The sequence below is a fragment of the Sphingobacterium cellulitidis genome, from assembly GCF_043187465.1.
Taxonomy (GTDB): Bacteria; Bacteroidota; Bacteroidia; order Sphingobacteriales; family Sphingobacteriaceae; genus Sphingobacterium; species Sphingobacterium cellulitidis.
The window spans coordinates 4,138,763-4,152,476 of the sequence record NZ_CP171136.1 but is presented as its reverse complement, the minus strand read 5'-3'; the positions used below and the strand labels follow the sequence as shown (position 1 = coordinate 4,152,476).

Genomic DNA, 13,714 nt, shown 5'->3' with positions numbered 1-13,714 from the left:
TTTAACCAAAAACAAGTGTTCATATGAAAAAAAAGGAAAATCAAGTGTACGAAGCGCCTGAAATGAAGGTGCTCATCGTAGAATTAGAACATGGGATCGCGGCAGCATCTGGTTCTGCATCCCCTGATCCTTCAGTTAATGACTGGAATGGTGGTGAGGGCGGTACATCAAACTCAGATTTTTAACGAATTTTTAATTTAAATACAACAATTATGAAATTCGTAACAAAAAGAATTGCCGTTAGAGTGGCAGGTGCCCTTCTATTGGCCGCAGTTGGTCAAACCATGTTCAGTTGCAGTAAGCAACAAGATTCAGATCAATTAAATACTTCCCCGACCAAATTATCCATTAAAGTAAGTGGTATTAATGAACTAAAATCGAACTCTGAGAAAAAATCTTCAGCACGAAAATCTTCACTGCAGAATTCAAAAGAAGCAAATCTTCTATCCTTTGATGAATTCGATGTTCAAGCTGTAGTCGATGACAAAGTTGAAACCAGAGCCAAAATGGAAACAATCCGCAACAAGACAAATAAAACTTCTTCATCTAGTGCAAAAGCAGCTGTTCTGGAAACAGGGGTGAAATACCGTCTGTTCCTTTATAAAGGTAGTACGTTAATAAGTTCGAATGAGCTTGAGGTGGATCCTAGCATTGTAAGCACAATTGATGTTGTTCCGGGAGAGACTTATAATTGGTATGCATTATCTTATAATAGCGAGGTAAACGTTCCAGATGTTGATCCTGCTGATCCCAAAATTGATTTGGCCGGTGGAAACGATGTGTTATATGCTACTGGTTCTATAGAAATTCCTACAGCAGGAGCTTCCGCACCTTTAGCTATTGTTTTTGATCATAAGGTTTCACAAATCGCAGTGGAACTTAACTCTATGGGTATGTTCGGCAAGTTTGCTGCAACCGGAAATGTAACTGTAACTGGATTGAATGTTCAGACAGGATCTTTCAATGTATTAACAGGCGAATGGTCAAATTTAGCACCTTACTCACAGAGCATTGCTTGGTCAAATTTTCAAAATATCGACGCAAATGGAGACCGAAAAGTATTTGTGACCTATACAGCATCTCCTGCACCCCTTACAGACGTGAAGCTAGGAATTTCTAATTTCAGCATTGATCACGTGGATGGTGTTACTCGTAACTTCACAACTGGAGGGGAATTTGAATTTGATGTTACACCGGTGATTGGTGAAAGCCATCGGTTATTAGCCAATTTGGTAGAATCCCCATTAACAGTTACAAAAGGGTCAACTACTGCTCGATGGGCTAGATCCAACTTATATTATGAAAATGCTCATAATCCATACCGTTTTTATGCTATAAATGAAGCTACTGGAGCCTCTGATGGAAGAGGATACTTCTCATTTGGAGGTATTATTCCTCGTAAGTTTGCAACTGATGGTAAAAAAGATCCATGTGCGTTAGTCTATCCTGAAGGTGTTTGGAGACAACCTACTAATGTAGAATTTGGGACCTTAACCACATCAGATGGACTCCTGACGAATGTTTTAGGAAATGTTTTACAGCTATTAGTATCTGCGCCAGCTAAAAATTATGATAATTCCAATGCAACGGGTGATGGAACTTATATTGAATATAAGGTTAACGCTGGTTCTGGGAATACTGCTTTTGGCACTACATCCAATGCTCTGCGCTTTTATTATAATGGACAAGTAACCAATGTTAGTGTAATCTCTGATATTGGGGCTGATGGATTAGTTCTACTTAACCTAGGAGGTTCTCGAGGTGTTGAAACTGCTCTATGGACGAATGATGGGGGATTAGATGTTCCTATTCTTGGACTTAGCGCCGGTGCCTGGGGATATCATGCAAGAAATAAGCGTACTTTGGCAGGTGTTAACTTTATAGGTGCTCAAGGTACAGCAGAGTTATTGTCAAATGTTGATCTACTTGGACTTAATGCCATTAGTTCAACCTTTAAAAATGTTCGCTGCGTAAGAAAATAACCCAAGTGTACATATCCGGGAAAAACCCGAAATCAGAGCGGCCCGGTCAAAAATGGGCCGCTTTATTAATTCTATTTAAATAATACAATTGCAAAATTTAATATTATTTAAAGTTTCTCAATGTATTTTGTCTTAATTTTTTTTCTGCTAAAAAGCAAGTAATTAATAAGCTATTTATTGGCTTTAAGGATGTAATTTAAGAATTTACTATTGAGACATTATTGATTATTCTGATTTCAAGCAGTTTTCTCCTATTTATTAATTCATCGAGAAGTAAAAAACGTAAAAAACATGAGATTAAGAAGCGATTTAATACTAAGGAAAATTGGAGACGAATATATGATAGTGGATCCAGGTAAAGAAATGATAGATTTATCAAAAGTATATTCACTAAATAGAACAGCGGCTTATTTATGGGATGAAATGAAAGGCCGTGATTTCTCAGAAGATGATGTTGCTACTTTCTTGGTGGAACGTTATGGCTTAAGTCCCCGACAAGCATATATGGACGGTTCAAAGTTGATTTATCAATTTAAATCGGAAAAGTTAATCACATAACCAAAAGATTATGGAAGATCAAAGAAGAGAAGGTTCTATTCGAACCTTTCTTGAAGCTCTAAAATCATCATTATGGGAAATTCCTATACAACAAAGTTATTTTGAAAACTTGGATAGGAAAATGTGGATTGATATTTTTTTGATGTCATTTCATCAGACAGTGGAAGGACATTTGGCCGATGCAATTCAACAACTCCCACAACCTTTGTTGCCCCCTCAAGATTTACTTCTTAAATGGATCGTCCGTCTGCAACATATTGAAGAGAAAAATGAAAAAATGTCTAAAGTCATTTCCGATCTAGGTAGGCTTTTTCAAGAATATGAGATTAGAGCATTTCTACAAAAAGGTCATGGTGTCTCTATGTATTATAATAAACCTGAGGTTCGAGTTAGTGGGGACATTGACTGGTATTTTCCGTCCAGGGAGGATTATAATAAAGCAAATGAATTAATTAAAAATAGAGTAGAGGGTTTTCATGTGCAGCCTGCATATAGCAGTGGTTACAACTTTGAAGGTGTGGAAATAGAACATCACCTTAAATTGATTCAACTTCGAAATCCTTTTGTGTTAAAATATCTCAAGACACTAATTATAGAATTAAGTAAGGATAATATTATTAAAGATTTCGAAAACTCTAAGGTCGAGATTCCATCACCAATGCTAAATATTATCCAAGTAAATGCTCATATTTTGAAGCATCAGGTCACCTACGGAATTGGATTGAGGCAACTTTGCGATGCGGCTGTTCTTTATCATAAATTTTCCGATCAAATCGATGGTCAGGAACTAAAATTTATTTATAAGAAATTAGGAATGCTGGATTGGTCGCATGTATTCCATCAGGTATTAGTCGATGTTCTAGGACTAAATAAAGACAAACTACCATTCAAAGTCGAAAAAAAGGAAGGAGTAACTTGGATGAAGGACTATATATTACGTACAGGAAATTTCGGATTTTATGACCCTGAAAATCCAGATATTAATAACCCCGGGGGAAGGGTCAAAAGAAGTAAAAGATTATTCAGCAATTTTAAAAAATTGTACCCTTTAGCACCAATAGAGGTTCTCTGTTTTCCATTTGTTCATTTATTTAGTAAGGTTCATCACTAATATTTTGGATCATTCTGTAAAATCACACATTAGATGGAGTCTGGGGTTTATCAAACATTATTGGCTTCAATTGGGGATATATCTAATAACAGAAGTATTTTCTCTGGCTTCCACTTTGTTTTTTATTTGGATGTCAAAACAAGCTATAGATTCAGCGCAACATGGAAATGCTCAAGATGTGACTACAAGTCTTTATTGGGTGGTTATTTCACTAATTACCTCTTTTATTACGAGCTTATTAGGAAATAGACTCAATGAACGTACCAAGGCTGCTATGCTAATTAACCTTCAGAATCAAATAACCTCACATCAGATGAATGCAAAGTGGAAGCAAACATCAGATTGGCATACTGGAGATATTTTGGTTCGTATGAATGTCGATAGTCAAGAAACAATTCAATTATTAGGGAATGTTTGGATATCGGTAATTATTACAATTATAAAAATAATAGCTTCTCTTTCCTTACTATATTGGATGGATCCACTGCTAGCACTTCTATTAGTTGGTATTTGTCCTTTGATAATTCTTTCCAAATCATTCTTCAAAAGATTGCGGAAATTAACCAAGACACTAAAAGAACAAGAAGGAGAATTAGGAAAAGTCTTACAGGAAAATTTTCGAAACCGTTTGTTTATACGTTCTGTGAATTGGGAGTCCCTGCGATGGGATAAAGTTCAGAAAAATCAGGAATCAATATATTTGAAGAAGTTAAAACTTCTTGATTTCTCAACTTTTTCAAAGGGGACCTTAGGTATAGTAATGCAATTAAGTTACCTGGTGACATTTATATGGGGGGTGAATAAGTTGCATTCAGCGGAAATAACGTTTGGTACCATGTCAGCTTTTCTTCAACTGGTAGGAAGAATCCAAGGTCCTTTAATCACCTTAATGAACTATGTTCCTATACTGGTTCGTTCACGCACATCATTAGATCGTGTAATGGACGTTCTCCAAGTAGATATTGAAGAAACAACTCAAGAGGATAAATTGGATTTTATTGATAGGATTTCATTGAAGAATATAACCTTCAGATATAATAATGAGACATTATTAAATGATGTTAATATGGAATTTCACAAGGGACAGCCAGTCGCTGTTTTTGGTCCTAGTGGAAAAGGAAAATCTACCCTATTGCGGATAATAATGGGGCTTTTCCCTCCAGAGGAGGGGTGTGTGAAATTACATAAAGGCAACCTAGAACTGTTTATGAAAGAAAGTTATAGATGTAACTTTGCGTACGTTCCGCAAGGAGATAAATTATTAAGCGGTACCATTCGAGAAAACCTGGTTCTTTCTCACAAATTTCATAAAGCGAATGATATTCGTGAAGCATTAATCCTGGCTTGTGCCGATTTTGTATTTGAATTGCCAAATGGGATAGATACAATTGTGGGAGAAGGGGGCTACGGGCTTTCAGAGGGACAGGCACAACGTATTGGAATCGCTCGAGCTATTTTGCAAGGTTCTAATGTCTGGTTATTTGATGAAATCACCTCCTCGTTGGATGAGCCTACCTCTTTGCGATTAGTGACAAACCTGATTGAAAAGGGTAGGGACAAAATTGTTGTTTTTGTAACACATGATAAAATATTAAGTAGATTCTGTAATTCCATTTACAAAATGGGTTAAAAACTATTAGTATGAAAGAATTTCAAATTCGCCCAAGGATTAGTTTTAATTATTATAAAATTGCTGAGCATTCAATATGTATAATTGATCGTATAGGAATTGATTTGGATAAAGCTCTTCCTAGTTTTATTCCATTTAAAACTCAAGAACCAAAACTTGGACCGAATCTTCTAAGTATTGATATAACAGATTCCCAATGTAACTTGAAAGGCCTGAAATTATCATTGTTAAGTGATATTTCTGTAGTATGGCAACAAAGATTCCGATTCGAAGAGAGTACGGATTCTTATTTTACCAGCATACAGGCAGAAAAATCGGAAAATATGTGGATAATGAAGAGTTCAAAGGATTTTGCTTATTCAAGCATTCATCTGAATTTGGATGAAATTTATATGACCACTAAATTAAGCTGGTTAATAATGGTGAGTTTTAGTCAAGCTTGTTTGAACAGTAGGACCGTCATCATTCATGCATCCGTTGTCATTAAGGGGGATATGGGCTTTGCCTTCTTAGGAAAAAGCGGAACCGGGAAAAGTACTCATAGTAATTTATGGCTTTCTCATATTGAAGGAACAGAACTTTTAAATGATGACAGTCCTGCCGTAAGAGTGTTTCAAAATGGGGAAATTTATATTTATGGCACCCCCTGGAGTGGTAAAACGATTTGTTACAATAATCGAAAGGTTAAATTATTTAGCATTACCCGGTTAGAACAATCTCCAAACCTTCGGTTTAATTGGCTAAAGGGTGCTCAAGCACTACTTTCTATTTTTCCAAGTGCAAATGCACTTAGATGGGATAATATTTTATATCCTCAAATGTTAAACATCATGGAATATATAGTAAAAAATATTCCTATTGCTCATTTTAAATGCACCCCTAAGGGCGATTCCGCTATATTGCACAATTTGAAATTGTTAGATGGAAAGGTAGATTAATAAAATATGTGCTTTATATAAATCAATGATCTAAATACATCTTTTATATTCACCTTCATAGGTTACAAGTTTTCTCTTTCCAATAAGACCTAATAACACTGATCCAGTTACCAATATTCTTATTTAATAACTATCTATTTGGCCAAGACAGGCTATAGGGAATCTCATTGGGTAGATATTAATAGATCCTAATAAATTGATCGATATTAAATTTTACATATATAGAAATTTGTGGGGAAAAGAATGTCGTTCACGTGTGTTTAATACTCAACATTGATTTTTTAATGAAGCATATTATGAAATGGATTTTACAGGGAGAACAAAATAAAATAATGATTGCGAAACATTCGAATTAACCCTTTTTAGGTGTTTGGGAATATGGGGTGAATTTGATTTTAGAAATATTTTAAAAACTCACTTTGTGGAATATTTTATATTATATAGGAGAATTATTGAATCATATTTAATTTTGACATTATTCTTTTCTCAGCACTGCAATAACTTGTCAATACTTCCAAATTATATCTATCTAGAAGTATACCTTTTTCTTAATAAAATGGAATAATCTCCTGTAGGCTATTTCGGATGATTTCATTTTTCAATTTTTAAGATAGATCTGTTTTTTTTGGGGGTTATTCTTTTTTTTAACCTTGAAAAGGAAATGCGCAAATTCTGGTATTTAATTTTAACCTGTAAAGGTGATTTTATGAAACTAGAAAAATAAGGTTATGAACCTGACCTGTAATGCTAGCAACAATTTCTACGATTTTTTAAACTCAAAATTAATTTATGTAGACCAGGAAGTGTAATTTAAAACATAGCAGAAAACAAATTAGAATCCCTAGTCCTTTCAAAGAAGTCACACCTTAAATTTGACTAGGGATTCGATATTTGGTGACTGTTTATTTAATTTTAAACTAACTGCTTAAATATAAATTTTTTATATAAAAAAATAAATAGTGCTGAAATCACAACACAATTGCACCAAATATCTGTACCTATGAAGCACCTAAAATAAGAATTTTAATTAATTTCTCAATATTCTTTTTAAAAAGGTGTTGGATTTGTTCTTAATTCGATAAACATTGAATTATCACATCATTATTGTTTCTTAAAGGCAAGGTGTTACGTGGATATTATTATCATCTATAATGTAATACTATTTATAATATGTTAATTCAAATACTTCTCAAAATAGTGATATATTTGAGTAGAAAGGATCATTTTTTCTTTATCTAAAGATAAATTCAGGATTGATAAATAAAAATTATCCATAAACATTTGTTCATTAATTTCTTATAATAGATGGATATGAAATAATGATTTACATTGATACTGGGAAAAGTGAGGTTTTAATAATTAATAAATTAAAAGTGATTTCATGAAATGCGTGTTTAGTTATATTTTATTTCAATATGTTTTTAGTGAATAATTTGCAGAAATTAAAAAAACTTACTCAAAGGGTAAGTGGGTACATCTTGTCTGTCGGGTATTTTCTTGAAGGAGAAAGTAAAATAATTAGGCTTTTACTATATGGGTATATATTTTTTACTTTTTTAATTGCTTTATCTTTGTTGCTGCTTGTTATAGTATAATAATTTCTTGAAATGGAGGGGTATCAAATTTTTAAAAACTTGACAAATAGGATTGGTTTTTAAAATTGATCGAAATGAATCGATTGCCTGTAAAAAGATTGGAGTATCCTATATAAGGTTGAAGAAAGAAGCAACATCTATCATTTCTCCAGAAGTCAAAGTCAACAAGAAACATACTTGATTTGAAAAGTTGTTTTGAATTTTCCAATATACTGATGATAACCTGCTGAAAGACTTGAAAAGATTGTCGAGTTGAGACCAGATTATGAAGTTTTTAAATTAACCTTACAAATAATATCGGTAAAGCATAATCTTCAAATTTAATGTAGATCAAGGCGGAGTCATATAAATTTCCTAGATGTTAAAGGAACTTTAAAAATCCCAATATTGTTAATCCAACGAGAGTGTCGAAAACTTCATAATAGAGGTTATTGTTGGAATTTCTACCCAGCTTCTAGACTCTTTTTTATTGTTTGAAATATTTGTATTTGTGCGGAGCTAGAAACAGATTTGATGGTGTCCTTCTCTTATTAGCCATTGGTAATAAATGATTATAAAATTAAGGTTTTCAAAATTTTGACCTGATGTCATCTTCGAAAAATCTCTGTTAGAAACTTTCTTTAAATTCAAAATTTTGCTTGCTTGCTCTTTTTTTAAAGACACATTTTTTTGGAATAGAAAGAATATTATTAAATTTTTAATTAGGTTTTATTAACGTATAAACTTTGTGTAAATGGATTGTGACATGAGCTTATTAATTATATATTTGCAATTGGAATCAATCTAACAGAAAAATTAGTAAGTACCCTGGGACTAATCAAAGGAATCCTATTCTCCAAATTTTAGGTCAAGTTATGGCATTAACTTTGTAGTTGGTGGTCATCATAGAGGCATTCCTAAATCTAACCAATAGTTTGGTTAATTATTTTAGAAAATATTATAGTAAATGAATATTCTGTTATTAAGGAAGTATTTTAAGAAAGATAGCCCAAGATGGGTAATCTTATTGATAGATATGTTTATAGTGTTGTTTTGTTATTATTTATCAAACTTCGTTATTAACAGTTTTAAGGGGAGATTTGCTGTAGATTTAATGGTTAAGAAGTCCATTATTGTTTCCCTGGTATATTATGCATCTTTCTTATATTATAATACCTATAGAGGAATTGTAAGGCAAACAGGATTTCGGGATGCTTGGGCTATATTTAAAGCAGTTTTTGCTGCTTGGGCTTGTTTGATGTTTATTTCTACCATCGTCAGGTTGAATTTTGAGCAAGGAGCATTAGTTAGTGATTATCTTAGACCATCCTATGCTGTATTATTTACCCATGCATTCTTTACGACAGTTTGTTTGGTTGCCGCTCGGGTTTCATATCGCACCGTTTATGAGAATTTCTTTTTTGGGGGACGGGAAGTTGAGAATGTATTAATATTTGGCGCTGGAAATATGGGTAATATCACATTAAACCTTTTAAGAAATGATACCCGCAGGAAAGTAAAGATTGTGGCTTTTGCTGATGATAATCCCAACCGAATTGGAAAGTTAATTAATGGATATCAAATCATTAATTTGAACCAACTTAATTCTCAGTTTGTTGAAAAACTTAAGATTGATAGTATAATAATCGCATTAGATGATAACAATAAAGATCGCCTATCTAGGATATCCTCTATAATAGAACCATTACCTGTTAAATTGAAAATAATGCCCACCTCAGCAAAATTATTGAATGGAAAAGTCGCAACCAGACAATTGAGGACTTTGCAAATAGATGATTTATTGGGAAGAGAGGCAATAAAGCTGGAGAACCCAGTAATTCATGAGATGATGAGAGAAAAGGTAATTCTAATTACTGGAGGGGCTGGATCTATTGGTTCGGAATTAGTTCGTCAGATTAGTTTTACGGATTTTGATAAGTTAATTGTAATAGATCAAGCAGAATCTGCACTATATGATATCCAACAGGAATTAAAAGGTAATTGCCATAAAGATACAATGTTTATTGTAGGAAATGTTCGGGACAGGCAATTCATGGAATCTATTTTTGAGTATTATAAACCTCAGATAGTATTCCATGCAGCAGCATATAAACATGTACCTTTGATGGAACAGAATCCTTATGAATCTATTTTAACCAATGTTTGGGGGTCGAAGAATCTTGCGGATATGTCCGATAAATATGGCGTTGAAAAATTCGTCATGGTTTCAACGGATAAGGCAGTGAATCCCACCAATGTGATGGGGGCAACCAAAAGAGTTTCAGAAATATATGTATCTGCCTTAAATAAAATCAGTAATACAAATTTTATAGTTACACGTTTTGGAAATGTTCTTGGATCCAATGGTTCAGTGATTCCATTATTTGAAAAGCAATTGAAAAGAGGCGGCCCTTTAACGGTTACTCATCCAGATATTACACGTTATTTTATGACGATACCTGAGGCCTGTCAATTGGTTCAAGAGGCAGCTGTAATGGGGCAAGGTGGAGAAATTTATGTCTTTGACATGGGGAAACCAGTGAAGATAATGGATCTTGCAATACGTATGATTAGGTTGAAGGGTTATAATTACCCTGATGATATAGGAATTGATGTGACTGGATTAAGGCCTGGGGAGAAGATATATGAAGAGTTATTGGCTGATAATGAAAACACTACTAAGACTCACCATGAAAAAATAATGATTGCAAGGGTTAGGACTGAAGATCTGGAACTGAATAAAAACAGGATCGATAACCTTTGCTCACAGGTTGCATCACAAAATTCTAATCACAGCCCTATGGCTCTTGTAGAATTGATCAAAGAGATTGTACCAGAGTACATTTCAAAAAATTCCGTATTTGAACAACTCGATGAAAAAAAATATCAATTAATAGTTAATAGTTTAAAATTTAAATAAATTTAAGCAACTCCTTTATACAAAAATATTTCATAGCTCATTTTAGCAAATTAACCTGAAAGCAGATGCTGTCCTTGATGTTCTGGAAGGACGGTCTCAGGAAGTCCGAGAGTAAGAATAATATTAACATTCATTTTTTGACACTATTCGCCAGTTTAATTTCTTTAATGTCTAAGATTCTTTTAATAAATGAATTAAAGCTATTCATTGGATATTCCTTCAACTAGAACATAGCCTTGAACCATGAGAGAGGTGTTCCTTGGGGGCACCTCAAGACCTTGCTAGTAATTGTTTGCCTCAGGATCTTAAGCCCATGGTTATCCGGTATAATAGACCTGAAATCGCTCGTAGGCACTAAAATTTAAATCTTACTAGTTAACCCCAATCTTTTTGCACTCAATGTTCACTCATGCGTATGATCTGGAACTTTTAGGTAGCTTGTTCTTAAAGCATAAAAGCATCATTTTATTAGCAGCTCTGGCAACCTGATGAAAAAACAGGTCTTAATTAGGGTATAATAAAATAAGCATCCAATAAATGAAGCGGGCTGGGGGAAAGAGAAAAACACTAGGAGCTTGAGCTTTTAGTCAGATCAGATCACGATATCTCCTTAATGGATCCAAATGTGGCTGTTCTTTGCATTTGAGCTAGAATTTCTTGAGGATTAGGAATGTTTTTTTTATTTTTCATTCCCATATTAGTGATAGGTTATAGGATTGAGGTCTTTCCATCAGATTGCCTACATATATGTTTGCTAATTTTTACCTATAAGGGTGTTGACCCACCTATTTTGATTCATTATCGAAAAATAGCAAAGACTTTTTAGGAACGCAGCAGCTCTTCTTTTTTTGTTGGTGTCATGATTTTGGATTGAGGATTAAGCCCGAGTATTAGTATATTTGTTGCTGGGATGATTAAAAATGAGACTATAGAGAAAGTACTGGATGCTGCTCGTATCGAGGAGGTGGTCGGCGACTTTGTGGATCTCAAAAAAAGAGGAACATCACTTATAGGAAACTGTCCTTTTCACAACGAGAAAACTCCTTCTTTCCATGTTTCGATATCTAAAGGAATCTATAAATGCTTCGGATGCGGAGCAGGGGGAGATTCCCTAAAATTCGTGATGGAGCATGAGAAGTATGCCTATCCTGAAGCCATCCGTTATCTTGCAGGAAAATATAATATTCCCATAGAGGAAGTAGAGCGAAGTCCCGCGCAGCTGGCAGCACAAGATAAAAGAGAAAGTCTATATGTGCTGAGTCAGTGGGCAGCAAGGTATTTCAAGAGCCAACTCTGGGAAACCGAGATGGGCAAGAGCATTGGCCTGAGCTATTTTCGGGAACGCGGATATCGGGAGGAAACCATCCAGAAGTTTGACCTAGGCTATTCCCCAGAAGCTTGGACAGGGCTGGTGGATGCAGCTTTGACCGAAGGATTTAGCAAAGAATACCTTACAGAGGTAGGTCTTGCAGTAGGAAGAGATGATGGCTCACTTTATGATCGATTCAGAGGGAGGGTCATTTTTCCAATTCACAACCTGACTGGGCGAGTGATCGGTTTTGGTGGGAGGACCCTAAAAACCGATAAAAACGTCCCCAAGTATGTGAACTCCCCAGAATCTGAGATATACCATAAATCAAATGTTCTTTACGGCCTTCATCAAGCGAAGAAAGCAATTTCTGAGAATGACTTATGTTATTTGGTAGAAGGTTATGCTGATGTTCTCTCTTGTCATCAAGCGGGCGTAGAAAACGTAGTCTCCTCTTCTGGAACATCCCTTACAACAGGGCAGATCAAACTGATATCACGATATACCAAAAATGTCGTCATTCTTTACGATGGTGATGAGGCAGGCATAAAGGCTTCATTGCGTGGAACCGATATGTTATTGGAAGATGGACTGAACGTGAAGGTCCTTCTGTTTCCAGATGGTAATGACCCTGATTCTTATGTTCAGAAATATGGAGCCTCTGCTTTCAAGGATCACATAGCTAAACACCAAGAGGATTTTGTCTTTTACAAAACCAACATTCTATTGCGTGAGGCCAAAGAAGATCCCATCAAACGTGCAGAGGTAATTCGTGAAGTGGTAAACAGCATCGCTCTTATCCCTGATGAAATAAAAGTATCAGTTTACCTTCGGCAATGTAGCGGACTATTGGATATAGAGGAACGTGTCCTGCTAACCGAACTGAACAAGATCCGAATGGAGCGGGCTAAGGCCAAAGACCGGAAGGTTACTAGTGCTAATCCGGTTTCTAGCCAAGATTTTGCAACTGATGATTTTATCCCAGCGGAGATGCTGGCGGCTATGGCGGCCGAAGGAATAGCAATTCCGGAACCCCAAGAACAGCAGATGACATCCGAAATCCTGATGGAAAGAGAACTCGTGCGCGTTCTGTTAAACTATGGGCGTGAGCTAGTGGTTTGGGAAGGGGATGGCGATATCCCAGTTGCCCCGTACCTTTTGGCGAGTATGGATGATGTCAAATTTGAGGACAAAGCCAGCCTCAAGATAATTGAAGAGTTTAAAAAGCAGGCTGAGAATTTTGTAGTTCCTGAAGCAAAATCCTTTTTCTCCCATGAGGATGAAGAAGTTTCTAGGTTAGCTGTCGACAGTATCGCAACAAAATACGAGATCAGCCCTAATTGGAACGACGATAAGCGCAAGATTTTCGTTCCAGAAGAAAAAGATCAATTGAAAGACTTGGTCAATCAGTTGATTTTTAGGGTGAAGAAGAATAAGATTGAACAAGAAATGCATCGGATCCGGGAAGAACTTAAAACATGTAAGGACTCTGATGATATGTTAGTTCTGATCACTAAATACCAGAAGCTCAAAGAAGGTGAGAAGCTGTTGGGAGATTTTTTAGGAAATACTATTGTTAAATAGTAATAATGGACTTCAAGGCAACTTTTGGAAGAGGTTAAGAGTAGACCTTTAAGCATACATAACTGGTCTGCCACAAATTATTATAGGATAAAATTGATGTTTTTTTTG

The 13,714-nt window shown here is 35.1% G+C and carries 8 protein-coding genes; all 8 read left to right on the top strand.

Going from position 1 to position 13,714, the window contains the following annotated elements:
* The first annotated feature begins 23 nt into the window (after positions 1-23).
* A complete protein-coding gene (locus ACF3OC_RS18100; RefSeq protein ID WP_220476782.1) occupies positions 24-185 on the top strand; it encodes a hypothetical protein in 162 nt (53 codons plus the stop codon).
* 27 nt (positions 186-212) lie between these two features.
* Positions 213-1,982, top strand: a complete 1,770-nt coding sequence (locus ACF3OC_RS18095) for a hypothetical protein (RefSeq protein WP_392470301.1) — start codon at positions 213-215, stop codon at positions 1,980-1,982.
* Between the two features lie 291 nt (positions 1,983-2,273).
* Positions 2,274-2,540, top strand: coding sequence for a PqqD family protein (locus ACF3OC_RS18090; protein WP_094257355.1), 267 nt, complete (start codon positions 2,274-2,276; stop codon positions 2,538-2,540).
* A gap of 10 nt (positions 2,541-2,550) precedes the next feature.
* Complete coding sequence (locus ACF3OC_RS18085; protein WP_392470299.1) at positions 2,551-3,651, top strand: nucleotidyltransferase family protein; 1,101 nt, start codon at positions 2,551-2,553, stop codon at positions 3,649-3,651.
* A complete protein-coding gene (locus ACF3OC_RS18080; RefSeq protein WP_094257353.1) occupies positions 3,620-5,281 on the top strand; it encodes an ABC transporter ATP-binding protein in 1,662 nt (553 codons plus the stop codon). Before ACF3OC_RS18085 ends, ACF3OC_RS18080 begins: the two co-directional genes overlap by 32 nt.
* Before the next feature lie 11 nt (positions 5,282-5,292).
* Positions 5,293-6,219, top strand: coding sequence for a hypothetical protein (locus tag ACF3OC_RS18075; protein ID WP_094257352.1), 927 nt, complete (start codon positions 5,293-5,295; stop codon positions 6,217-6,219).
* A 2,541-nt stretch (positions 6,220-8,760) separates the two neighbouring features.
* Positions 8,761-10,713, top strand: coding sequence for a nucleoside-diphosphate sugar epimerase/dehydratase (locus ACF3OC_RS18070; protein WP_094257351.1), 1,953 nt, complete (start codon positions 8,761-8,763; stop codon positions 10,711-10,713).
* Positions 10,714-11,623: 910 nt separating this feature from the next.
* Positions 11,624-13,606, top strand: coding sequence for a DNA primase (gene dnaG, locus ACF3OC_RS18065; RefSeq protein WP_094257350.1), 1,983 nt, complete (start codon positions 11,624-11,626; stop codon positions 13,604-13,606).
* The last annotated feature ends 108 nt before the right edge of the window (positions 13,607-13,714 follow it).